Here is a 23,625-nt window from a genome sequence, read left to right on the forward strand (position 1 = left end):
TGGGTTTTAAACCGGCAATAAATAATGCTATTTATTAAGCGGAGAGTCATTTTTGTGCGGGATAAGAGCAAGAGATAATAAATGAAAAATTAACACAGTTGTTTGATGTGTGTTTTTAATTGATTGATAATCAGTATATTTAATTACTAATTAAGCGCGCTAATGTTAAGTAAAAAAGAAATCATTAAGTAGTTGTTAATATAATAATCTGGTGTTAATATAAACTTAACATTGTCTGGGCAACTTTGTGCATTAAAAAATCACAAATGAGAAAGCTCTACTTTATTATTTTAACACTGATGATTATCGGGGTTGCCGGAGTGGCAAATGCCCAGATAACTACCTCGGTACTTACCGGTAAAGTAACCGATCAGAAAGGTGCTTCACTTCCGGGTGTAACCATTTCTGTGGTTAATACCAGCACTGGCACCAGGTATGGTGCTCAAACCAATGCCGAAGGTCGTTATTCGGTTAACAACATCAACGCCGGTGGCCCTTACACCATCAGCGCATCTTTTGTTGGTTACAAAAAAGACGAACGCAGCGATATCACCTTACAATTAGGTAACGCTACTTTCAACTTTGTATTGCAGGACGAAACTACTTCCCTGCAGGAAGTAAAAGTAAGGGCATCTGCAGGTCCTACTAAAACAGGTGCAAGCACCCGTATTGGTCAAAACCAGATCCGTACTGCGCCATCAATCAACCGCAGCTTACAGGATTTAACCCGTAACACTCCTCAAAGCAATAACAACTCGTTTCAAGGTACTAACTACCGTTACAATAACGTAACGTTAGACGGTGCTATCAATAACGACGCTATCGGTTTCAGCCCATCATTAGGTGGTCAGAACAACGCTTCAGGCCAGGTAGGTAGCAGTACCCGTACAAGCCCTATCTCTTTGGATGCTATCCAGGATATCCAGGTTTATGTTGCCCCTTACGATATCAAAATTGGTAACGTATTAGGTGGTAGTATCAACGCTGTAACCCGTAGCGGTACAAATGATTTTAGCGGTGCTGTTTATGGTTACGGTCGTGGTTCATTCATGGTAGGTGCTAACAACGCTAAAGCTGCTTTAGGTGGCGACGGTTCAAAACTTAACGATTTTCATGATTACCAAACCGGTATCCGTTTAGGTTTCCCTATCATCAAAAACAAATTATTCTTCTTTACTAACGAAGAGATTGCCCGCAGGCAAGATCCGGTTGTTCGTGGTTTAGATCACAATGGTTCAGCCAATATTCTGAGCCAGGCCGATGGTGATAAATTGGTTAACGCTTTCAAAGCATTTACCGGCGGTATTGATCCAGGCACTTATAATAACACTACCATCTTCTCTAACTCAAACAAATTCTTTAACCGTTTGGATTGGAATATTGATGATCACAACCAGTTAACCATCCGTAACAATACCATCAGCTCAAAAGCAACTAACTTAGAGCGCGATCAGCAAAACTTCCGTTTCAGCGGTATTGACTACACTTCGCATAATAATTCAACTTCAACAGTTGCCGAGTTAAAATCAAGGTTTAACAATAGTCTGAGCAATAGCCTTGTTCTTGGTTATTCATCAGTTCACGATTATCGTGATCCTAACTCAAACCCAGCTTTACCACAAATCGAGATTAACGGTCGCGCTCCTGGTACTACCATTTTTATGGGTACAGATCGTGAGGCTGCTATTTTTGATATGCACCAGAAAACTACCGAATTTACCGATAACTTAACTTTGGTTAAAGGCAAACATACTTTCACTTTCGGTACGCACAACGAGTTTTATAATATTACTTATAACTTCGTTAACGCATGGAACGGTCGTATTGCTTATAACAGCATTGAGGATTTCGTTAACAATAACCCTGCACGTGTACGTACTAACTTTAACTATACTGATAATACACGTGATTATATCTTAGCTCATCCATCTGCTCAGTTTAAAGTTAACCTGTTGAGCTTATATGGCCAGGACGAAATTCAGTTAACTGATAACTTTAAATTGACTGTAGCCTTACGTGCTGATTATGCTGGTGTACCAAACAAACAACCATTGAGCGATAAAACAACTAACGCTCCGGTTGATCCAAACTACGGTACTACCTACACTTACACCAAACCAAGGGATATCAAACAAAATTACCTAAGTAACATAGAGTGGAATCCACGTGTGTCATTTAACTATGATGCTAACGGCGATCAAAGCGTTATTTTACGCGGTGGTAGCGGTTTCTTTACCGGTCGTGTTCCTTTTGCATGGTTTGGTTACGCGTTTTATAACAATGGCGCTACTTACGGTGCTTACGACGCAAACCCTCCGGTTCAAAAAGCTGGAACTAATCCAGTACAAGCAGCACCAAACGGCGGATTAAATTATGTTAATCAGCAACAAAACTTCAACACTTCTGCCAGCGGTGCTACCCAAGTGGATATGATTGACAACAACTTCAAAATGCCACAGGTTTGGAGGAGCAGTTTAGCTGTTGATTATACAACTGATGATCAGTGGAAATTCACTGCCGAAGGTATTTACACCAAAGTTATTCATGATTTGAAATTCCAACAGGTTAATACCAAAGATAGCGTAACTTATTATCCTTATGACACTCAGCACCAGCAGCCAATCTTTATTAATCAAAAAATAAATTCGAAATATACCAACGCTTACCTGTTATCAAACACAAGCGAAGGTTATCGTTACAGCGCTACTGTACAGGTATCTAAATTTACTCAGTTCAATCCGCAAAGTGCTTTAAATGCATCGGTTGCTTACACGTATGGTCATTCTAAAGATGTTACCAACGGTATCCGTAACTCAATGGAGTCTAACTGGCAGTTAAACCAGGCTTTAAACCCTAACAACCCAGGTTTAGCAAACTCAAACTTTGATATCCGTCACCGTATCGTATCAAATGTAAACTTTAAACACGATTGGGATGCTGGTCACAACTATACAGCTAACTTCTCATTCTTCTTTAGCGCGCAAAGCGGCAACCCATATACCTGGGATACTTATCCAAAAGCGATTGATGGAACAGGTCAGCAATTGAGTTTAGCTTATATTCCTAAAAGAGGCGAAACAGCTAACTTTATAGTTGATCAGGTAAAAAATGGCGTAGTAGTACAAACTGCCGCGCAACAAGTAGCTGCATTTGATGCTTACATTGATGCTGACAAATACTTGAGCTCACGTCGTGGTAAGTTCACCGAGCGTAACGCTGCTTTCACTCCGTGGAACAACCAATTAGATTTCCGCTTTACTCAGGACTTTAAATTTGGTAACGGTAAACACAAACAGATGATCACATTTACTTATGATATCATCAACCTTACCAACCTGTTAAAGAAAAGCTGGGGTCAGTATTACTTCTCGCCAAATACTTTCAACTCTTCAGCGAGTCTTGGTTTAACATCTGTGAGCAAATTGCCTGGTGCAGCCGGCGGCCCTACTTTTGTTAAAGATGGTAATGTTACAACTAATCCAACTTACAACTTTAGCAACCCAGGTTTACCATACTCTGTTGATTTGTTTGCTTCACGCTGGCAAATGCAGTTTGGTTTACGTTACAGCTGGTAATTGTAAGCAAAATATACTTAAGATTAAACGCAAAACGCCTCCGATTTATATCGGGGGCGTTTTTGTTTTGAAATGATTTTTAGTTGTTTATGGTTATGCAATTACAGCTAAAAATTGTTTCTTTGCGCCAAACTTTATCACAATATAATGCACGCTAATCCTGGCAGGTATCTCCTGCATGCTATCACCGGGGCGGTATGCCGTGGTGTATTTATCTCTCTTATCTTTTTGTTGTTTAATTGTTCCTACGCAAATGCGCAGCGCTTTTTTAGGGATTATGATGAAGCGCCTACCGATGGAATAGGTTTAAACCTTGCTTTTGATGCGCCTGTTGGCAATTTGCAATACACCTATAAACCTGCAATTAATTACAACCTCAGTTATTACAGGTTTTTTGATCATGCCACCGCTACCGTTGGTATTGGTTATCGCACCTATAAGCCCAAACAAGATGTTTTTTATTACGCGGTAGGAGATAATGATTATGGAACTATCAGCTATTCTGATTTCAGAAGCTACATCGCTTATCTGGGTGCGGCTTATAATATTGATATAACGGATGGAGTTAAGGCCTTTGGCGGTTTTAACCTGGGCTGTTATATCACAAAATTCAGGTTTCATTCGGCAGATGCTTTTGTAAATAGCGATGAGCAGATAGATGGTGAACAGGAGGCTTACTTTGCCCCCAAGCTGGGTGCCTCAATTGATATCGGAGATAACCTGCAGCTGAATTTTGAAGGAGCGTACAGTATTTTCGCGCCCACCGGAAAGCGGGAATGGAACCACAGGGTTGGTACAATTTATTCGTCATTCAACATTGGTTCGGGCATTGTTTTTAAATTTTAACTATGAAAAGGATTTACTATACCATTATATTTTTTGCAGTTTGGATGAGCAGTGGCTGCCAGAAAGATCCGTATCCCTACATCACTTTAGATCAGGTTAAACAAATTGATAGCGTAAGGCATCCCGCAATTGAGAATGTGGTGTTTGTGTACAATAGTGAACTTTATTTGATGGCCGATTTTGCTGCCAAGCCCCTGCGCATAACCAATTCGGGCGTTCCTAAAAAGTTTGTTAAAGGCTCGCACGATCACACCAAATTCGCTTATTTAAGCAGCGGTAACATAATAGAGATAGTTGATAAAACCGGAAAGTTGATAACCACGCTAACCAATTATAATGACGTGCGAAACTTTGATTGGAGTGCCGACGATAAAACATTATACATAGTAAACGGCGAAAGTATCGCTTTTTACGGCCCGGCTTTGAAAGTGCCTTCAATAACTTACGAAGGTGGATATTATGAATTTATATCGGCAGCTATATCTGATAAGGGGGATTTTGCCTACATATTAAAAAAGTACAATTTCTCGGCGCTCGACCAGTACGAGGTGGTGATCAAGCCGGCCAACGGTGGCACAATGAAAATATTTAAGGATGATAATAATGATTTTCCGATGGCCTATATCAATTTCGCGGCCAATACCAACAATATGATGCTCGGCTTCAGGGAACTTCATTCCGGAACTGATGACCTTGATAAAGTTTATTTGTTTGAAGATCTTAATGATTACCCAGCCTTAAAATTAAATGCTTCCAGCTCCCGGTACAGTACTCCGGTGTATAACAGTAAAGTTCAATACCTGCTGTGGGGAGTTGACAGGGACGATAAACACGTGCTATTCGCCACTTATTTAAAAGATGATGTGCCGGATAATAACAAATTACTCGCAGGATTTGATGGTGTTCACTACCTCGACTGGAAATAAAACAAAAAAGGCAAACCTGCAGGTTTGCCTTTTTTGTTTATTGATCGGATTACAAATTCCTTCCCAGTTTTTCCAATGTGTCCTGTGGTACATTTTCCAGATCAAGCACCAGGAAACCATCCAAGCAATCGGCAAATTTAGGGTCGATGTTAAAGCTGATGATCTTGGCGTTGAGGGCAATGTACTGACGGAGCAACACAGGCACTTTCATATTACGGGTTTCCACTTCGGATATCAGGTTATCGAGGCCTTTAAAAGTATCTTCGCCCGCCATCAGCAGATCGGTATCAATTTTGGCAAAATCAACCTTGAACTTTTTACGCGGTTTAACATACTGCGCCATTTCGTGATCAAAATGGTTGCGGTTGATATAATCAACAATAAGCGACTTGGAGAATTTAGAGAACGAGTTGCTGATACTCACCGGGCCTATAAGGTAACGGTATCTTGGGTTATCTATCAGGAATTTCAGAATACCTTTCCACAATAAAAATAGTGGAAGCGGTTTAGTTTGATATTCCTTACGGATCCACGAGCGGCCCAACTCAAGGCTGCGGCGCAGTACCGGGGTAAACTGAGTTTTAAGTTTAAACAACTCGTTAATGTAGAAACCTTTTTTGCCTACACTATAAAATATCTCGTCGCCCAGGCCAATGCGGTAAGCACCTACAATGCGTTTGGCTTCAAAATCCCAAATAAACAGGTGATTATAATAGATATCGTACTCATCCAGATCGATGGCTTTATTAGTACCCTCGCCAACCTCGCGGAAGGTGATCTCTCGTAGCCTGCCTATCTCTCGGATCACATTAGGTATAGTTGAGGTTGGTACGATGAATACCTCGTAGTTTTTCTCAGTCCACACCTTATAGTTTTCGCGCAGCGGTTCGATCTCTTTTTCCAAAACGGCGCTGTCAATCTCCGGTGCTACCTCTTCTGCGTCACGTTTAATTTTAAACAGGTTGCGCGGACTGAAGATCTTTTTCTCTTCTTCCAAACCGGTACCCAGCGCATAAGTGCGGGCACGTAAAAAATTAAGCAACTTGGTGCTATTGGTGTAATCAGGTATTTCGGTTACATTGATCGGTTTACCGATACGCAACTTAATAGTGTGACCATGTTTATTGAACAGTTCTGATGGTAGCTTGGCTGTACGTAAGGCCGGGTGCAACAAGCTCAGGAAATTAAATAGCAGCCCGTTATTACCATGGAAATAAATAGGTACAACCGGCACTTTAGCTTTGGCAATGATTTTACCTACAACCGGGTGCCACATGCGGTCGGTAACCTGTTTTTGCTCTACTTTAAAGGTTGATACCTCGCCGGCCGGGAAAATGCCGATTGGGGTACCATTGTTCAAAAGCTCCAAAGTATTTTTTAATCCGCTGATGCTTGATGAATGCTCAACATTTTCGAACGGGTTTACGGCTATAAAATAGTCGGCCAGGTTAGGGATCTTTTTAAGCAGGAAGTTGGCCATCAGCTTTGAATCCGGGCGGGCCATGCATAATATTTTTAATAGTACCATGCCTTCAATACCGCCGTAAGGGTGATTGGCAATGGCTATAAATGCACCATCTTTAGGGATGTTGCGCAGTTCGCGTTCGTCAAATTCTATGTCGATACCGCAGCCTTCTAAAATGGCGTCCACAAATTCGGGACCTTGTTTGGGTTGGGCCTGGGCAAACAGGTCGTTAACCTGGTTTATCTTCATCAGCTCCATCAATAAAGCGGCCAGGCCGGGCATCTTCAACTTATCCAGTTTGGTGGCTTTGGCAAACTCTTCGGTGGTTATAACTTTCATATTGTTTATAGGCAGTATGTTTTAACAAATAAATATCTTAAATTTTTATTTAATTTAACAGCTGATAACCTATATAATGATACCGCGAATCAAACACTATCTGTCCATCAGCAAAAAAGAATGGAACGGGATGGTGGTAATGATTATTTTGATCGCATTGGTTTTAGCGGCACCCTACATTTATCAGGCAAACCACAAAGATAATACAATAAACTTTAAGGCTTTTGATAAAGCGGCGAATACAACTACCGAAAATGCCGGTATTGATGTAGCCAATGATGCAGTTAGCAGTAGAGTTATCTCTGCAAAAGCCTCTCTTTTCCATTTCAACCCTAATAAGCTTCCAGTTGCTAATTGGGTAAAACTTGGCCTTACCGAACACCAGGCCGAAATAATTAAACATTATGAAGACAAAGGTGGCCAATTTTATACCAAAGGCGATGTGCAGAAAATGTACAGCATTAACGCCGAAACCTATAAAAGGCTTGAACCATACATTGATTTGCCCGATGGCCCCGCATACCATATTAATAAGGCCAAACCTGGCGAGGTAATTGAAATTAACAGTGCCGATTCGGCAAGGTTAACCATGATCAGGGGGATAGGGCCAGCTTTTGCACACCGGATTGTTCATTACCGGGAGCGGGTAGGAGGGTTTTACAATAAAGAACAGTTGAAAGAGGTTTATGGCATTGATGCCGAAAAATATAACCAGATAAAGAATGGAGTTTCTGTTGATGGCAGGCATATAATAAAGGTAAATATCAATACAGCCGTGTTTAATGATCTGAAGCGTTTCCCTTATTTAAGTTTTAAACAGATGGATGCCATTATTGCTTATCGCGATGAGCATGGTAGTTATAGGTCGATAAAAGATCTGGAAAATATAGCCATCTTAAATGCCCAAATTTTGCGTAAAATTGAGCCTTATTTAGTTTTCAAATGATAGCCGAGCAAATTAAAGCCTCTATACGCGATATTCCTGATTTTCCGAAACCCGGAATTGTATTTAAAGATATTACCCCGATACTGAAAGACCCCGCCCTGTGCGAAAAAATTGTGGATGCCTTTGTTGAGCAATTGAAAGATATCCGCATTGATGCGGTGGCTGGTGTGGAAAGTCGTGGGTTTTTATTTGGGCTTAGCCTGGCTACTAAGTTGGGTGTGCCATTTGTTCCTGTACGTAAAGCAGGTAAGCTTCCTTTTACCATTAAACAAAAAGCTTATAAATTGGAGTATGGCACTGCCACTATAGAAATGCATACCGACGCTTTTGAACCTGGTCAGCATATTTTATTGCATGATGATCTGTTGGCTACCGGTGGTACAGTTGCCGCTGCCAGCGAGTTGATAAAAGAAATGGGCGGCGTGGTATCGGGCTTTTCGTTTGTGGTGGGGCTGGGGTTTTTGAATGGTAAGGAGCGGATAGCGCCTATTTGCGATAAGTTAGTTGTGCTGGCTGATTATTAGGCTTCTACTTTTTTAGGTGCGCTAAGATTAGAGGGGCGCTTGCAGAGCTTTAAGCACGCAAAGGCGCGGAGACGCAAAGCTGGACGGGGCTTTTGTAGAGTTTTAAGTACGCGAAGGTTGCTAAGGCGCAAAGATGGGAGAGTAGATGTAGTAGATTATTATATATAATTTATTGCCGCTAAAGGTCTGTGCGTAGGTTGCGTTAGGGATAATAGTGCAAAGCCCACAGCGTGGGTAGTAGTAAGCGCTGGCAAGGCGAGGACTTGGAACGGATAGCCAGGCCGTTGGCTAACGGCAATGCCCTTGTTCAGTTGGAGGTTAGCAGTTGATTCTATTTCTGGGATTGAGAGATTACCATGAGCTAAGTAAATCCTATAAATCCTGAAAATCTCCCCAAATCCCGGTTCAGACAACTTGCCCGGCATTCTGTCAATTCACTTAATTCCCTCAAATTCGAGTTCAGACAAAAATATTTTCGCCCAATTTTCCCTTCCCCAAAACCACCCTATTCAAACTAAACCTATAATCTATACCAGATACCAATCTGTTCATTATTTGGAGGCTTAGTGTAACAAACCATTACCATATTTTATACGTTATTTTGTTAGTAACCAACAATAACCAGTTATAAAATTATGGATGCTACGTTAACCGATACCCCAAACTACGGCGGGTATGATTTTGCCATGAACGAAAATCAGCAGATGGTTGGCCAGATGGCCCGCGATTTTGCCGAACGCTATATTAAGCCTCATGTAATGGAATGGGACGAGGCTCAACATTTCCCTATCGACTTATTTAAACAACTCGGCGAGCTTGGCATGATGGGCGTTTTTGTGCCCGAACAATACGGTGGCTCGGGCTTCGGTTATTTTGAATATGTAGCCGTGATTAGCGAGATAGCTAAAGTTTGCGGTGCGATAGGCTTATCGGTAGCAGCACATAACTCGCTTTGCACCGGGCACATCCTCAAATTTGGTAACGATGAACAAAAACATAAATGGCTACCCAAACTGGCCACTGCCGAGTGGCTTGGCGCCTGGGGATTGACAGAAGCTAACACCGGATCGGACGCATTGCATATGAATACAACTGCTGTTTTAGATGGTGATCATTATATAGTTAACGGTTCAAAAAACTGGATCACTCACGGTAAATCTGGCAATGTGGCTGTCGTGATGGTGCGTACGGGGAATAAAGGCGATTCGCATGGGATCTCGGCTTTGGTGATAGAGAAAGGCACGCCCGGCTTTACGCATGGTAAAAAGGAAAATAAGCTGGGCATGCGGGCATCTGAAACTACCGAACTTATTTTTGATAATTGCCGCGTACCCAAAGAAAACTTATTGGGTGTAGAAGGCGAAGGTTTTAAGCAGGCCATGGCGGTGTTGGACGGTGGGCGGATCTCGATAGCAGCACTATCATTAGGTATTGCCAAAGGAGCTTTTGATGCCGCGGTTGCTTATGCTAAAGAGCGACATCAGTTTGGCCAGCCTATCAGCAACTTCCAGGGGATAGCATTTAAACTGGCCGATATGGCTACGGAGATCGAAGCTTCTGAACTGCTGATCATGCAGGCTGCAGATTTGAAGAACCGCCATCTGCCGGTTAGCAAACAATCGGCCATGGCTAAATATTATGCTTCTGAAACAGCAGTGCGTACGGCTACTGAGGCTGTGCAGATCTTCGGCGGGTATGGCTATACTAAAGATTTCCCGGTAGAAAAGTTTTACCGCGATGCCAAACTATGTACCATAGGCGAGGGGACAAGCGAAATCCAGAAGATTGTGATTAGCCGCGAGGTGTTGAGGGGATAGTAAATGGTTTATTAAGTTTATTAGGTGGGTGGTTAAGGAGGCTGACTTAACAAACTTTAACTTTTGCTATGTGTTTATACCTTTAAATACAGGTATATTTAGATATGACTAAACCTTATCTGTTGGGCATTTTACTCCTTGTAATATTGGGGATTTCGGGCTATTATTTTTTAGCTCGGCCCCGCTCTCCTGTTAAAAATGTGTCAATACCGAAGCATGGCGATGGTAAATACGTTTTATATATTGACCAGTCTACAATAACAAAGCCTAAAGATACATCGATATACAAATATGAGACGCGCTTTATCATATCTGGTGTAAGCCTTACTAATAACACAAACGACACTTTAAAGTACATAAGTATGTCATGCTCGTGGTGGGATATATATCATATCAGCGATAGTAGTTTAGGGTTTCTTACACTTGGTTGCGATAAGAACGTGCCTCAAGGCGTCGAAATTCCTCCCCATCAAACACGGGACATGACGTTTGTATTAGATGTTGGAAAAACAACGGATGTTAGCGGTAAGAAATTTAAGGTTGGGATGAATATGGTGAAGTATAAATCGCCGGAGCAGGTTTGGGATGATTTATTATTTAACAAATTAGCCGATCAGCATAATTTGCTCTGGAGTAATGAAGTGTCAATCCCTTAATTATTGTAAATGAAAAAGCCTTACCTTATCATCATATTTCTGCTTGCGATTGTAAGTAAAAGCTACGGCAGATTCTTGTCAATAAAATTGGATACTGGAAAAAGCGTTTTGGCATCTGCAAAGAATAATAATCCTCTAAAGATAAACTCAACTTCATTAGCAGATGTCCGGCCTGATTCAAGTTTTACAAATGCCAAACTGATCCGTACCGGTTGGAGTGATGGAATATTTAATACCTCGCCCAATTTTTACAGGCATGACCTGGCCAGCGCTATCCCGGCAGGGTTTGAAGAGCTTTCTGTTACCGACCGTCAGAATTTTATAATAAGCGTAAACCAAGAGGCCATTAAGCAGGCAAAAGATACAGTTTGTTATCACGACAAGAAACTGCACCGGTGTATTTACACACTTGTACCAATGCAGCTAAACAATTTATCTGCCGATACGCTTAAGTACGTTAATATGTCGTGTTCATGGCTCGACGCATTCAGGACAGACAAAGAAAATATAAGTTTTTTACCTACGGCCTTAATGTTGGAATGCTATAAAAATAATCCGATGGTTTTTCAGGTTCCTCCTCATCAGCAGGTGATATTTAATATACCGGTTTACTATTTAACAGATGGAGTTGATAGCAAGCCATTTGCAACCAAAAGTTTTAAAATAGGCATGAGTTTGTATAAATACCAAGAGAGAAAACAATTACCGGTTGATATTTACACCTTAACACATAAAGCAAAAACGGCTAATATTATCTGGAGCAATGAAGTTGTAATAAGGTGATTTTTTTAACATGCGAGAAAGTAGTTGAAATTGATGGAAAATAACAAGGCACAACAAGAACTATTAGACAGCATGCGAAAGATTGACAAAATAATTATCTATTGCATTTTCGGCTCTATACCACTTTGCCTTGTATTGATTGTTAGCTACAATGCTGTTTTTGGGCTTTCCGTGAGAGAAAGCATTATTCAGCGGGATTCATTAGAAACAGTTAATGGCGTTGTGGATACTGTATATAATGATAAACCTAATCATAATATGCGAACAGCCATTTTAAAAGATAGAACGATATATCGAATTGAACCTACATGGGAAAGCAAAATTGAAGCAGGCAACTCGCTGCATAAAATAAAAGGATCTTTCCTGTTGGAGGTATATAAAAAGAGTGGAGAAAGGTTAATGCTCGATTACAAAACAACCATCGCCCCGGAATAAAGCGGAGATCACAATGAAATAATTCAATGCGCCTATCAATCGGTGTAATCAACCCATTAATCGATGTAATCCTGAAAAATAAATAAATTCCGCTCTGCCTATTTGATATTCAAAACATTGTGATTATCTTTGCCCTCCCTTGAAAGGAGGTATTTTAGGAATTATGATCATTATTAACGTAAAAGACGGCGAATCATTAGACAAAGCATTGAAACGCTTCAAAAAGAAATTCGAAAAAACTGGTGTTTTAAGAGAACTACGTAGTCGTCAGGCTTTCGAAAAGAAATCTGTAACCCGTCGTCATGTTGTTAAACATGCAATCTATAAACAAGGTTTAAACCAGGAAACTGTTTAAGTTCTTTTTTTTGTTGAAAAGAATTTATTAATTTCTTGACACTATATTAAAACTATTTGTACATTCATCATCCCGGATGTATAAATAGTTTTTTATGTTTTTAGAGCGTTTTATCCAATACATCAAGTATGAAAAGCGGTACTCGGCACACACTGTAACCGCTTATCAGGCTGATCTGGATCAGTTCATGCTCTTTCTGAACAATCCCGAAGGCGAAGATCCCGCGCCTGTTCCGGAAATTACCCATCCATCGCAAATAAGCTACAGCCATATCCGTAACTGGATGGTTCGGCTCATTGATCAAAAAATGCTGGCCCGATCGGTTAACCGCAAAATGGCCACGCTGCGCAAATACTTTAAATTTTTATTGCAGGAAGGTGTTATAGAAACCAATCCGGCCTCGCGCATTCAATCGCAAAAGATACCCAAAAGCCTGCCGGTGGTGGTAGAAGGCGACCGCCTTACCCAAATGCTGGATAATGATGAAATTTTTTCGACAGATTTTGAGGGCCGGCGCGATAAGCTGATCATCGAAATGTTGTTTGGTACCGGCATGCGCCTGGCCGAACTGTTAGGTGTTAAAGAACAGGATGTTAACCTACCCGAAGGAGTGGTGAAGGTATTGGGCAAGCGCAATAAAGAACGCATTATCCCTATCAATACCGAGTTGAAAAACCTGCTTAAGGAATATATCGACTTAAAGAAAAATCAAAATTATGATAACAATTCCTTCACATTAATCGTTACAAATAAAGGAACCAAGGCTTACCCGGCCATGATATATTTAATAGTGCAGAAATACCTATCCAACATATCCACTCAGAGCAAACGCAGCCCGCACGTGCTGCGGCATACGTTTGCAACAACGTTGCTAAATAAGGGAGCCGATTTAAATTCGATCAAAGAACTTTTGGGTCATGCCAACCTCAGCGCAACCCAGATCTATACACACAATTCAGTTGAAAGACTAAAATCTATTTATAAACTCGCCCATCCAAAGGCTTAAAAAGGAGGAACCATGAAAATTACAGTGCAGTCAATCCATTTCACCGCAGACAAAAAATTATTAGATTTTATTCAGAAAAAGGCTGATAAGCTTGATACGTTTTATGACCATATTGTTAGCGGCGAAGTTTACTTAAAGCTTGAAAATGTGGAAGATGAGGCTAATAAAATATCCGAAATAAAACTGCAGCTACCGGGCAACCAACTATTTGCCAAAGAGAAATGCAAAACTTTTGAAGAGGCTACCGATTTGGCGGTTGAAAGCCTTCGTAAACAGATAGAAAAGCACAAACAGAAGAAAGCAATAGCCGATGCCTCGGCCAAGAAAGCCATACTAACAGGGGCCGAAGACGGTTTTTAATCATAAAAAGGGCTTTTTTAGCTCAGAAATCGACAGGTTTAACGCCTGTCGATTTTTTTTGATAAAAAATTTTGACGTGATACTATTTTTTGTAGATTTGCAGTCCCGTTTCGGGGGAGGTACAACGCCGCAATTTGGCAAATTTTAACACCGAAAAAAAAAGTTAAAATAGTTCTTTAAAATATCAAAAAGCTTATTAGTTTTGCGCTCCGTTAGCGAAAGGCACACAGCCTCGAAAGTAACGGAAAGGCAAAGTAAAAAAATAAGCCTCCTTAGCTCAGCTGGTAGAGCAACTGACTTGTAATCAGTAGGTCATTGGTTCGATCCCGATAGGAGGCTCAGTTTTTTTCGGATTGAGGTGTTTAGCTTCAATTTTGGACATCACAAACCGGAAATAACTACCGGGGGGATACCAGAGCGGTCAAATGGGACGGACTGTAAATCCGTTGCTTCGGCTACGAAGGTTCGAATCCTTCTCCCCCCACTTATCGAGTAGGCAGTTTGTAGTTCGCAGTTAGCAGTAATGTTAGCCGAATTATAAACTGCTGACTTGATTAAAGAGGTTTCAGTAATGAAAATCGGCAAGCAGGATAACTGCAAACTGAAAACTACACACTGCAAACTGAACAAGCGGAAGTAGCTCAGTTGGTAGAGCGATAGCCTTCCAAGCTATAGGTCGCGAGTTCGAACCTCGTCTTCCGCTCGGTGATATCGGATTTCGAACTTTCGATTTCGGATTTGAACCAAGCAAAACCAGATGCCGGATAAGGTATAAGTAGAGAAAGGAAAGAAAATCCGAAATCGAACTTCCGAAATCCGAAATCAAAAAATAAGCCGACGTAGCTCAGGGGTAGAGCACTTCCTTGGTAAGGAAGAGGTCATGGGTTCAAATCCCATTGTTGGCTCAGTGTTATAAAACATACATTAAAGTTAAAATTAACCTACAAAAATAATTTATAGATCATGGCAAAAGAAAAGTTTGACCGCAGTAAACCGCACTTAAACATCGGTACAATCGGTCACGTTGACCACGGTAAAACAACCCTTACCGCAGCTATCACTAAGGTTTTGGCTGATGCAGGTTTATCAGAAGCTCGTTCATTTGATTCAATTGACTCGGCTCCTGAAGAAAAAGAACGTGGTATTACCATCAACACTGCCCACGTTGAATATTCAACAGCTAACCGTCACTACGCTCACGTTGACTGTCCAGGTCACGCGGATTACGTGAAAAACATGGTTACTGGTGCTGCTCAAATGGACGGCGCGATCATCGTAGTTGCTGCAACTGACGGTCCGATGCCACAAACTCGTGAGCACATCCTGTTAGCTCGTCAGGTAGGTGTACCTGCACTTGTTGTTTTCATGAACAAAGTTGACATGGTTGATGATCCGGAATTATTGGAGTTGGTAGAAATGGAAGTTCGTGAATTATTATCATTCTACGAATTCCCAGGTGATGATATCCCAGTTATCCAGGGTTCTGCATTAGGTGGTCTTAACGGCGATCCTACCTGGGTTGGTAAAATCATGGAGTTGATGGATGCTGTAGATAGCTACATCCCTATCCCTCCACGTTTGACAGATCTTCCTTTCTTAATGCCTGTTGAAGACGTATTCTCAATCACTGGTCGTGGTACTGTTGCTACCGGTCGTATTGAGCGTGGTGTAATCAACTCAGGTGAGCAAGTTGACATCCTTGGTATGGGTGCTGAAAACTTGAAATCAACTGTAACTGGTGTTGAGATGTTCCGTAAGATCCTTGATCGCGGTGAAGCTGGTGACAACGTAGGTTTATTGTTACGTGGTATTGAGAAAACTGATATCCGCAGGGGTATGGTTATCTGTAAACCAGGTTCAGTAACTCCACACACTGATTTCAAAGCAGAAGTTTACGTATTATCAAAAGCAGAAGGTGGCCGTCACACTCCATTCTTCAACAAATACCGTCCACAATTCTATTTCCGTACTACAGACGTTACTGGTGAGATTTCATTAGAACCAGGTGTAGAAATGGTTATGCCAGGTGATAACGTTACAATCAACGTAAAATTGATCAACGCAATCGCAATGGAAAAAGGCTTACGTTTCGCTATCCGTGAAGGTGGCAGGACTGTAGGTGCTGGTCAGGTAACTGAAATCGTTAAGTAATAACATTTCAATAAAGGTTAATTTGAAAACATAAGTTTAGCCTTCAACGGCAAACTTATGTTTTCTTATTATAAACATAATACACGGGAATAGTTCAACGGTAGAATAGAGGTCTCCAAAACCTTTGATCAGGGTTCGAATCCTTGTTCCCGTGCTTAAGCACAATATAAAGATGGCAGGCGTAGCTGAATATATTAAAGAGTCATACATCGAGTTAACCGAGAAGGTTACCTGGCCTACATGGCGCGAGCTTCAAAGCAGCGCTGTTTTGGTGTTGGTTGCCGCTATAATTATTGCTTTGGTTATTTTAGGTATGGACCAGATCATTAATTATTTGCTTAAACTGTTTTACACATCGCTAACTTAATATCAGGGAAAATAGAATGAGTGATCAATTGAAATGGTATGTAGTTAGGGCCATTAGCGGTAAAGAAAAAAAAGTTAAACAGTATATTGATGCCGAAATTAGCCGTTTGGGCATCAGTCATTTGGTACCACAGGTATTAATACCTACCGAAAAATACTACCAAATGCGCGATGGAAAGAAGATAGCTAAAGAGCGTAACTACTTTCCGGGCTATGTGTTGATGGAAGCTGTATTAGATGGCGAAACTGAGCACATCATCAAAAACATTAACAGCGTTATAGGTTTCCTTGGTGATAAAGCCGGAAATGCTATCCCACTGCGTCAATCAGAAGTTAACCGTATTTTAGGTAAGGTTGATGAGATGACAAGCCAGGCCGAAACTATGAACGTTCCTTACTATGTAGGTGAAAACGTTAAAGTTATGGATGGTCCTTTCAACGGCTTCAGCGGTGTTATCGAAGAGGTAAACGAAGAGAAGAAAAAGTTGAAAGTAATGGTAAAGATATTCGGTCGTCGTACGCCGCTCGAATTGAATTACATGCAAGTAGAGAAAGAATAGTTTTTTTATCATCAGTACCCAAATGGAAGGCGGGCACTATCACATGATAAACTTACACACAAAATATTAAAAACGGCAGCGCTGAGTATTAAGAAAGCGTTAAAATTTAAGGCTTAGCCTTTACAACAGCTGCCAAATTAAAGATCTTAAATGTTACTAAGCTTCCACGTACTAACATTGAGTTTATAATTAAAGTAAATTAAAATGGCAAAAGAGATCGGTGCAATGGTTAAGCTGCAAGTTAAAGGCGGCGCTGCAAACCCATCACCACCAATTGGCCCTGCATTGGGTGCAAAAGGTGTGAACATCATGGAGTTTTGCAAGCAATTTAATGCACGTACCCAAGACAAACCTGGGAAAATATTGCCTGTTTTGATTACTGTTTATGTAGACAAATCATTCGAATTTATCATCAAAACCCCTCCCGTTGCTATCCAGTTGTTGGAAGCTACCGGTTTAAAGAGTGGTTCGGCCGAGCCTAACCGTAAAAAAGTTGCCAGCGTAAACTGGGAACAGGTTGAGACTATCGCCAAAGATAAAATGGTTGACTTGAACGCGTTCACAGTTGAATCGGCCATGAAAATGGTAGCAGGCACTGCCCGCAGCATGGGAATTACTGTATCTGGTACAGCTCCCTGGAATTAATTAATTTATACAAATCAGTTTAAAGACAGTGGCAAGATTAACAAAAAATCAAAAAGTGGCACTCTCCAAAATTGAGGCAAACAAATCGTACACATTAGAAGCTGCATCAGCTTTGGTAAAGGAATTAACCTTAACTAAATTTGATTCATCAGTTGATATAGACGTTCGTTTAGGTGTTGACCCGCGTAAAGCCAATCAAATGGTACGTGGTATTGCAACATTACCTCATGGAACCGGTAAAACTGTACGTGTATTAGTACTTTGTACTCCAGATAAGGAGCAAGAAGCTAAAGACGCAGGTGCAGATTTTGTAGGTTTGGATGATTATATCGCCAAGATTGAAGGCGGATGGACTGATGTTGATATTATCATCACTATGCCAAGTGTTATGGCTAAGGTTGGTCGTTTAGGTCGTATTTTAGGCCCACGTAACCTAATGCCAAACCCTAAATCAGGTACAGTAACCCCAGAGGTTGGTAAAGCTGTAACTGAGGTAAAAGGTGGTAAAATTGACTTCAAGGTTGACAAAACCGGTATCATCCACACTTCGATAGGAAAAGCATCTTTCTCTGCAGATAAAATTTATGAGAATGCATTAGAAGTATTGCAAACAATCTCTAAATTAAAACCTTCTGCAGCAAAAGGAACATATTTCAAGAGCATTCATATCTCTTCAACTATGTCGCCTGGTATTACAGTTGAAACTAAATCAGTAGCGGGGATCTAATCATGAATAAAGAAGAAAAATACGACCTTGTTGTAGCCCTTACTGAGCAGATCAAAGAGTATGTTAATTTTTATATCACTGATACTTCAGATCTGACTGTAGCCAAGATCAACAATATTCGCCGCAAATGTTTCGAGAGTGACATTATTATGCAGGTAACCAAAAATAGCTTGATCAAAAAAGCTATGGAAGCTGCAGGCGGTGATTTCAGCCCGATATATGATGTATTGAAAGGCTCGTCATCAATCCTTTTCTCAAAATCAGCAACTGCTCCGGCAAAGTTGATTAAACAATTAAGAAAAGGTGGTGATAAACCAATCTTAAAAGCAGCTTATATTGATTCGGCAGTATTTATTGGTGATAACCAGTTAGATACTTTAACCAAACTGAAATCAAAAGAACAACTGATCGGCGAGATAGTTGGCTTACTTCAATCTCCTGCAAAAAATGTACTTTCTGCTCTACAATCAGGCGGAACTACTATTGCAGGCCTCGTAAAAACATTACAGGAAAGAGGTTAACGAACACCTCATTAAAGTTCGATAAAACAAACAAAAAGCATTAAAAGTAAAAATTTAAATAAAATGGCGGATTTAAAAGCGTTTGCTGAACAGTTGGTAAACTTAACAGTAAAAGAAGTAAACGAATTAGCTCAAATCTTGAAAGATGAGTATGGTATTGAGCCTGCTGCTGCAGCTGTAGCTATTGCTGCTCCTGCTGGTGACGGTGGCGATGCTGCTCCTGCTGCTGCTGAGCAAACTGCATTTGACGTTATCCTGAAAGAAGCTGGTGGCGCTAAATTAGCAGTTGTTAAATTAGTAAAAGACTTAACTGGCCTTGGCTTGAAAGAAGCTAAAGATCTTGTTGACGGTGCACCAAAAGAACTTAAAACTGGTGTAACTAAAGAAGAAGCTGAATCTTTGAAAAAACAATTAGAAGAAGCTGGCGCAGTAGTTGAGGTTAAATAATTTAACCCACGGAAATATAGCTAAAGACTCCGACCTTAAACGGTCGGGGTCTATTGCTGTTTATAAGGTTTTGAATTAAATGTGAGGTTGTAAACAGGTGTTAGATATTAGATATGGGATATGAGATTTTTCAGATCCACGTTTTAAATCTCATGTCTCAAATCATAAGTCTCAAATCTCACATCACTGCTCTCACGTCTAAAAAATTAATAAACTAAAATTTAAATACCTTGGCAAACAATAATAATCAAAGAGTAAACTTTGCAACCAGCAGAAAGGTAATTGATTACCCTGACTTCCTGGATGTTCAGTTACAATCTTTCCAGGAATTTTTTCAATTGGAAACTACTTCTGACAACCGTTATAAAGAAGGGCTGTTCAAAGTGTTTGCCGAAAACTTTCCTATCTCAGATTCAAGAAACATCTTTGTCCTGGAGTTTCTTGATTACTTTATTGATCCGCCACGTTATGATATACAAGAGTGTATCGAACGCGGATTAACTTACAGCGTACCATTGAAAGCCAAACTGCGCCTGTCATGTAATGATGAGGAGCACGAGGATTTTGAAACAATTGTACAGGACGTGTATTTGGGTACTATCCCGTACATGACCCCTAAAGGTACATTTGTTATTAATGGTGCTGAGCGTGTAATTGTATCACAGTTACACCGTTCGCCAGGTGTGTTCTTTGGCCAGAGCCGCCATACCAACGGTACTAAATTGTACTCGGCCCGTGTTATCCCTTTTAAAGGTTCATGGATTGAGTTCGCTACAGACGTTAACAACGTAATGTATGCTTACATTGACCGTAAGAAGAAATTCCCGGTTACTACGTTACTTCGTGCCATTGGTTACGACTCGGATAAAGACATCCTTGAGTTGTTCGAATTGGCCGACGAGGTTAAAGTGAGCAAATCGGGCTTGAAAAAATATATCGGCCGTAAGCTTGCAGCAAGGGTTCTTAAAACCTGGATCGAGGACTTTGTGGATGAAGACACCGGTGAGGTGGTTTCTATCCCACGTAACGAGATCATCCTTGAGCGTGAAACCATACTGGAAGACGACCATATTGACATGATCATTGATGCAGGTGTGAAAACCATTATCCTGAACAAGGAAGATGCTTCAACCAGCGGTGATTATACCATTATATATAATACTTTACAAAAAGATACTTCCAACTCTGAGAAGGAAGCGGTTGAGCACATCTACCGTCAATTACGTAACGCTGAACCACCTGATGAAGAAACAGCACGTGGTATCATCGATCGTTTATTCTTCTCGGATAAAAGATATGACTTGGGCGATGTGGGCCGCTACCGCATCAACCGTAAATTAAAACTGAACACTTCGGAAGAAACTAAGGTTTTAACCAAGCAGGATATTATCGCGATCGTTAAATATTTGATCAAACTCATCAACTCAAAAGCTGAGGTGGATGATATCGATCACTTGTCAAACCGTCGTGTACGTACCGTGGGCGAGCAATTATATGCTCAGTTCGGTGTAGGTTTAGCGCGTATGGCACGTACCATTCGCGAGCGTATGAACATTCGTGACAACGAGGTGTTCACACCAACCGATCTGATCAACGCGCGTACATTATCATCTGTGATAAACTCGTTCTTCGGAACAAATCAGTTATCACAGTTCATGGACCAAACCAATCCACTGGCAGAGATCACGCACAAGCGTCGTCTGTCAGCCTTAGGCCCCGGCGGTCTGTCGCGTGAGCGTGCAGGTTTCGAGGTTCGTGACGTTCACTACACCCACTACGGTAGGTTGTGTACTATCGAAACTCCCGAAGGTCCGAACATTGGTTTGATCTCATCACTTTGCGTACACGCCAAAATCAACAACTTAGGCTTTATCGAAACACCATACAAACGTGTGGTTGATGGTAAAGTAATGGTTGAGGAGCCGGTTATCTACTTATCTGCCGAAGATGAGGATGGTAAAACTATCGGTCAGGCCAACGCGGTATATGATGACAAAGGTGAGTTTGAATTGCCACGTGTAAAAGCACGTTTCGAGGGTGACTTCCCGGTTATCGAGCCAGATCGTTTGGATTTGATGGATATTGCGCCAAACCAGATCACTTCGATTGCGGCTTCGCTGATTCCGTTCTTAGAGCATGATGATGCTAACCGTGCCTTGATGGGTTCGAACATGCAACGCCAGGCCGTACCATTGTTGCGCCCTGAAGCGCCAATTGTAGGTACAGGTTTGGAAGGCCGTGTAGCAAAAGACTCTCGTACCCTAATCAACGCCGAAGGCGATGGTGTGGTTGAGTATGTTGATGCAACCGAAATAAAAATTAAATATGACCGTACCGAGCTTGATCGTTTGATCTCGTTTGAAGGTGATACCAAAAGCTACCGCTTAACCAAGTTTAAGAAAACCAACCAAAGCACTACCATGAACCTTAAGCCTATTGTTAAAAAAGGCCAGAGGGTTGAAAAAGGTGAGGTACTTTGCGAAGGTTATGCCACACAGGCAGGTGAACTTGCATTAGGCCGTAACCTTAAAGTAGCGTTCATGCCTTGGCAGGGATATAACTTTGAGGATGCGATTGTAATTTCTGAGCGTGTTGTTTCACAGGATATCTTTACTTCACTTCACGTTGAAGAGTTTGAACTTGAAGTTCGTGACACTAAACGTGGTGAGGAAGAGTTAACACCAGATATTCCTAACGTATCAGAAGAAGCTACCAAAGACCTTGACGAAGACGGTATTATCCGTGTAGGTGCCGAGGTTAAAGAAGGCGACATCCTGATCGGTAAGATCACCCCGAAAGGTGAATCAGACCCATCACCGGAAGAAAAACTGTTACGTGCTATTTTCGGTGATAAAGCCGGCGACGTAAAAGATGCTTCATTGAAAACTCCACCGTCAATTGCCGGTGTTGTTATCGATACCAAATTGTTCTCTCGTGCTAAGAAAACTTCAAAAGCTGAAGAAAAAGCACAGTTAGAGAAATTGGATAACAAGCATGATAAAGCTGTAAAAGATCTGAAAAATACTTTGATTGAGAAGTTATTTGAGATCGTTAACGGTAAAACTTCGCAAGGCGTTTATAACGTTTATAAAGAGTTACATGTTCCTAAAGGTGTTAAATTCACCCAGAAAATACTGGTTGAACTAAACTACGATAACATCAACCCAACTAAATGGACTACTGATGATGATAAGAATGATCAAATTAAGATCCTTCTTCACAATTACAACATCAAGTACAACGAGGAGTTAGGTGCTTACCGTCGTGACAAGTTCGCTATCAGTGTGGGTGATGAGCTTCCATCAGGTATCGTACAGATGGCTAAAGTTTACATCGCTAAAAAGCGTAAGCTTAAAGTGGGTGATAAAATGGCAGGCCGTCACGGTAACAAAGGTATTGTTGCACGTATTGTACGTGATGAAGACATGCCTTTCCTTGAAGACGGAACACCGGTTGATATCGTGTTGAACCCACTGGGTGTACCTTCACGTATGAACTTAGGCCAGATCTACGAAACTGTATTAGGCTGGGCCGGTAAAGAGCTTGGTATAAAATTCGCTACTCCTATTTTTGACGGTGCAAGCCACGAAGAAGTAGAAGAGTGGGTTAAAAAAGCTAACTTACCAGAATCAGGCCGTACTTACCTGTACAATGGTTTAACAGGTGATCGTTTTGATCAGCAAACTACTGTAGGTATTATCTACATGCTGAAATTAGGTCACATGGTTGATGATAAGATGCACGCCCGTTCAATCGGACCGTACTCGCTTATCACACAACAACCATTGGGTGGTAAAGCACAGTTTGGTGGTCAGCGTTTTGGTGAGATGGAGGTTTGGGCACTGGAAGCATTTGGTGCATCAAACATTCTGCAGGAGATATTGACCGTTAAATCGGATGATGTTATCGGCCGTGCCAAAACATATGAGGCTATTGTTAAAGGTGAAAACCTGCCAACGCCATCAGTACCAGAATCATTCAACGTATTGGTTCATGAGTTACGCGGCTTAGGTTTGGATATCACTTTAGAATAATTAGTGATTTAGTGAGTGAGTGAATTAGTGATTGATTGAAAAATTAGTCATATAATTTACTAACTCACTAATTCAATAGGTTACGAGATGTGATTTGGCTATTTATTCAAATCACTAATTCACTAAATCGCTAATTCAACA

Annotated in this window: 21 protein-coding genes and 5 tRNA genes; 25 read left to right on the forward strand and 1 reads right to left on the reverse strand. The window is 41.1% G+C overall.

Annotated features, from left to right (window positions below):
• Positions 1 to 266: 266 nt before the first annotated feature.
• The 3 genes from AAFN85_RS10915 to AAFN85_RS10925 all read left to right on the forward strand — a co-directional run bounded on the left by AAFN85_RS10915 (position 267) and on the right by AAFN85_RS10925 (position 5,347).
• Complete coding sequence (locus AAFN85_RS10915) at positions 267 to 3,575, forward strand: carboxypeptidase regulatory-like domain-containing protein (protein WP_347527277.1); 3,309 nt, start codon at positions 267 to 269, stop codon at positions 3,573 to 3,575.
• Positions 3,576 to 3,722: 147 nt separating this feature from the next.
• On the forward strand, positions 3,723 to 4,421 hold the full coding sequence (locus AAFN85_RS10920; RefSeq protein ID WP_347527278.1) for a hypothetical protein: 699 nt from the start codon (positions 3,723 to 3,725) through the stop codon (positions 4,419 to 4,421).
• Between the two features lie 2 nt (positions 4,422 to 4,423).
• Complete coding sequence (locus tag AAFN85_RS10925; RefSeq protein WP_347527279.1) at positions 4,424 to 5,347, forward strand: hypothetical protein; 924 nt, start codon at positions 4,424 to 4,426, stop codon at positions 5,345 to 5,347.
• A 49-nt stretch (positions 5,348 to 5,396) separates the two neighbouring features.
• On the opposite strand, the gene AAFN85_RS10930 is transcribed toward AAFN85_RS10925, so the two are convergent.
• On the reverse strand, positions 5,397 to 7,151 hold the full coding sequence (locus tag AAFN85_RS10930; RefSeq protein WP_347527281.1) for a lysophospholipid acyltransferase family protein: 1,755 nt from the start codon (positions 7,149 to 7,151) through the stop codon (positions 5,397 to 5,399).
• Between the two features lie 76 nt (positions 7,152 to 7,227).
• Here AAFN85_RS10930 and AAFN85_RS10935 point away from each other — a divergent pair, with 76 nt between their 5' ends.
• The 22 genes from AAFN85_RS10935 to rpoB all read left to right on the forward strand — a co-directional run bounded on the left by AAFN85_RS10935 (position 7,228) and on the right by rpoB (position 23,484).
• Positions 7,228 to 8,097 (forward strand): helix-hairpin-helix domain-containing protein, encoded by an 870-nt coding sequence (locus tag AAFN85_RS10935; RefSeq protein ID WP_347527282.1) that lies wholly within the window; start codon positions 7,228 to 7,230, stop codon positions 8,095 to 8,097.
• Complete coding sequence (locus AAFN85_RS10940; RefSeq protein WP_347527283.1) at positions 8,094 to 8,621, forward strand: adenine phosphoribosyltransferase; 528 nt, start codon at positions 8,094 to 8,096, stop codon at positions 8,619 to 8,621. The genes AAFN85_RS10935 and AAFN85_RS10940 overlap by 4 nt, the downstream gene beginning before the upstream one ends.
• A gap of 635 nt (positions 8,622 to 9,256) precedes the next feature.
• A complete protein-coding gene (locus tag AAFN85_RS10945; protein ID WP_347527284.1) occupies positions 9,257 to 10,438 on the forward strand; it encodes an acyl-CoA dehydrogenase in 1,182 nt (393 codons plus the stop codon).
• A gap of 104 nt (positions 10,439 to 10,542) precedes the next feature.
• Positions 10,543 to 11,094, forward strand: coding sequence for a hypothetical protein (locus AAFN85_RS10950; protein ID WP_347527285.1), 552 nt, complete (start codon positions 10,543 to 10,545; stop codon positions 11,092 to 11,094).
• A 9-nt stretch (positions 11,095 to 11,103) separates the two neighbouring features.
• Positions 11,104 to 11,877, forward strand: a complete 774-nt coding sequence (locus AAFN85_RS10955) for a hypothetical protein (protein ID WP_347527286.1) — start codon at positions 11,104 to 11,106, stop codon at positions 11,875 to 11,877.
• Positions 11,878 to 11,910: 33 nt separating this feature from the next.
• Positions 11,911 to 12,312: a hypothetical protein gene (locus tag AAFN85_RS10960; protein WP_347527287.1), complete on the forward strand. Its 402-nt coding sequence runs from the start codon at positions 11,911 to 11,913 to the stop codon at positions 12,310 to 12,312.
• 163 nt (positions 12,313 to 12,475) lie between these two features.
• Entirely contained in the window at positions 12,476 to 12,667 is a 192-nt protein-coding gene (rpsU, locus tag AAFN85_RS10965) for a 30S ribosomal protein S21 (RefSeq protein WP_022833144.1), read from the forward strand.
• Positions 12,668 to 12,761: 94 nt separating this feature from the next.
• Positions 12,762 to 13,673 carry a tyrosine-type recombinase/integrase gene (locus AAFN85_RS10970; RefSeq protein WP_347527288.1) on the forward strand — a complete coding sequence of 304 codons (912 nt, stop codon included), beginning with the start codon at positions 12,762 to 12,764 and terminating at the stop codon, positions 13,671 to 13,673.
• Positions 13,674 to 13,685: 12 nt separating this feature from the next.
• Positions 13,686 to 14,033, forward strand: coding sequence for a ribosome-associated translation inhibitor RaiA (gene raiA / locus AAFN85_RS10975; RefSeq protein ID WP_347527289.1), 348 nt, complete (start codon positions 13,686 to 13,688; stop codon positions 14,031 to 14,033).
• A 266-nt stretch (positions 14,034 to 14,299) separates the two neighbouring features.
• Positions 14,300 to 14,372, forward strand: a tRNA-Thr gene (locus tag AAFN85_RS10980).
• A gap of 64 nt (positions 14,373 to 14,436) precedes the next feature.
• Positions 14,437 to 14,517 (forward strand) — tRNA-Tyr (locus AAFN85_RS10985).
• A gap of 146 nt (positions 14,518 to 14,663) precedes the next feature.
• Positions 14,664 to 14,736 (forward strand) — tRNA-Gly (locus AAFN85_RS10990).
• Positions 14,737 to 14,866: 130 nt separating this feature from the next.
• Positions 14,867 to 14,938 (forward strand) — tRNA-Thr (locus tag AAFN85_RS10995).
• A gap of 58 nt (positions 14,939 to 14,996) precedes the next feature.
• Entirely contained in the window at positions 14,997 to 16,184 is a 1,188-nt protein-coding gene (tuf, locus tag AAFN85_RS11000; protein WP_110585433.1) for an elongation factor Tu, read from the forward strand.
• Between the two features lie 83 nt (positions 16,185 to 16,267).
• A tRNA-Trp gene (locus AAFN85_RS11005) sits at positions 16,268 to 16,338 on the forward strand.
• A gap of 18 nt (positions 16,339 to 16,356) precedes the next feature.
• Positions 16,357 to 16,551, forward strand: a complete 195-nt coding sequence (gene secE, locus AAFN85_RS11010) for a preprotein translocase subunit SecE (protein WP_090529653.1) — start codon at positions 16,357 to 16,359, stop codon at positions 16,549 to 16,551.
• A 16-nt stretch (positions 16,552 to 16,567) separates the two neighbouring features.
• Positions 16,568 to 17,110, forward strand: coding sequence for a transcription termination/antitermination protein NusG (gene nusG, locus AAFN85_RS11015; RefSeq protein ID WP_109608241.1), 543 nt, complete (start codon positions 16,568 to 16,570; stop codon positions 17,108 to 17,110).
• A 204-nt stretch (positions 17,111 to 17,314) separates the two neighbouring features.
• Complete coding sequence (gene rplK, locus AAFN85_RS11020) at positions 17,315 to 17,755, forward strand: 50S ribosomal protein L11 (RefSeq protein ID WP_347527291.1); 441 nt, start codon at positions 17,315 to 17,317, stop codon at positions 17,753 to 17,755.
• Positions 17,756 to 17,783: 28 nt separating this feature from the next.
• Entirely contained in the window at positions 17,784 to 18,482 is a 699-nt protein-coding gene (rplA, locus tag AAFN85_RS11025) for a 50S ribosomal protein L1 (RefSeq protein ID WP_347527292.1), read from the forward strand.
• 2 nt (positions 18,483 to 18,484) lie between these two features.
• Positions 18,485 to 19,003 carry a 50S ribosomal protein L10 gene (gene rplJ / locus AAFN85_RS11030; RefSeq protein ID WP_347527293.1) on the forward strand — a complete coding sequence of 173 codons (519 nt, stop codon included), beginning with the start codon at positions 18,485 to 18,487 and terminating at the stop codon, positions 19,001 to 19,003.
• A 63-nt stretch (positions 19,004 to 19,066) separates the two neighbouring features.
• The gene (gene rplL, locus AAFN85_RS11035; RefSeq protein WP_347527294.1) at positions 19,067 to 19,450 is read left to right on the forward strand and encodes a 50S ribosomal protein L7/L12; all 384 of its coding nucleotides are present in this window, start codon (positions 19,067 to 19,069) and stop codon (positions 19,448 to 19,450) included.
• 230 nt (positions 19,451 to 19,680) lie between these two features.
• Positions 19,681 to 23,484 (forward strand): DNA-directed RNA polymerase subunit beta, encoded by a 3,804-nt coding sequence (gene rpoB / locus AAFN85_RS11040; protein ID WP_347527295.1) that lies wholly within the window; start codon positions 19,681 to 19,683, stop codon positions 23,482 to 23,484.
• Positions 23,485 to 23,625 lie beyond the last annotated feature (141 nt).

It is taken from the genome of Mucilaginibacter sp. CAU 1740 (assembly GCF_039839285.1).
GTDB lineage: Bacteria > Bacteroidota > Bacteroidia > Sphingobacteriales > Sphingobacteriaceae > Mucilaginibacter.

Coding starts and splice junctions, on each gene's coding strand:
- rpsU (WP_022833144.1), top strand. CDS start 12,476: ATGATCATTATTAACGTAAAAGACGGCGAATCATTAGACAAAGCATTG.
- nusG (WP_109608241.1), top strand. CDS start 16,568: ATGAGTGATCAATTGAAATGGTATGTAGTTAGGGCCATTAGCGGTAAA.
- AAFN85_RS10915 (WP_347527277.1), top strand. CDS start 267: ATGAGAAAGCTCTACTTTATTATTTTAACACTGATGATTATCGGGGTT.
- AAFN85_RS10925 (WP_347527279.1), top strand. CDS start 4,424: ATGAAAAGGATTTACTATACCATTATATTTTTTGCAGTTTGGATGAGC.
- AAFN85_RS10960 (WP_347527287.1), top strand. CDS start 11,911: ATGGAAAATAACAAGGCACAACAAGAACTATTAGACAGCATGCGAAAG.
- raiA (WP_347527289.1), top strand. CDS start 13,686: ATGAAAATTACAGTGCAGTCAATCCATTTCACCGCAGACAAAAAATTA.
- AAFN85_RS10945 (WP_347527284.1), top strand. CDS start 9,257: ATGGATGCTACGTTAACCGATACCCCAAACTACGGCGGGTATGATTTT.
- AAFN85_RS10955 (WP_347527286.1), top strand. CDS start 11,104: ATGAAAAAGCCTTACCTTATCATCATATTTCTGCTTGCGATTGTAAGT.
- AAFN85_RS10970 (WP_347527288.1), top strand. CDS start 12,762: ATGTTTTTAGAGCGTTTTATCCAATACATCAAGTATGAAAAGCGGTAC.
- rplL (WP_347527294.1), top strand. CDS start 19,067: ATGGCGGATTTAAAAGCGTTTGCTGAACAGTTGGTAAACTTAACAGTA.
- AAFN85_RS10940 (WP_347527283.1), top strand. CDS start 8,094: ATGATAGCCGAGCAAATTAAAGCCTCTATACGCGATATTCCTGATTTT.
- tuf (WP_110585433.1), top strand. CDS start 14,997: ATGGCAAAAGAAAAGTTTGACCGCAGTAAACCGCACTTAAACATCGGT.
- secE (WP_090529653.1), top strand. CDS start 16,357: ATGGCAGGCGTAGCTGAATATATTAAAGAGTCATACATCGAGTTAACC.
- AAFN85_RS10920 (WP_347527278.1), top strand. CDS start 3,723: ATGCACGCTAATCCTGGCAGGTATCTCCTGCATGCTATCACCGGGGCG.
- rplK (WP_347527291.1), top strand. CDS start 17,315: ATGGCAAAAGAGATCGGTGCAATGGTTAAGCTGCAAGTTAAAGGCGGC.
- AAFN85_RS10950 (WP_347527285.1), top strand. CDS start 10,543: ATGACTAAACCTTATCTGTTGGGCATTTTACTCCTTGTAATATTGGGG.
- AAFN85_RS10930 (WP_347527281.1), bottom strand. CDS start 7,151: ATGAAAGTTATAACCACCGAAGAGTTTGCCAAAGCCACCAAACTGGAT.
- AAFN85_RS10935 (WP_347527282.1), top strand. CDS start 7,228: ATGATACCGCGAATCAAACACTATCTGTCCATCAGCAAAAAAGAATGG.
- rplJ (WP_347527293.1), top strand. CDS start 18,485: ATGAATAAAGAAGAAAAATACGACCTTGTTGTAGCCCTTACTGAGCAG.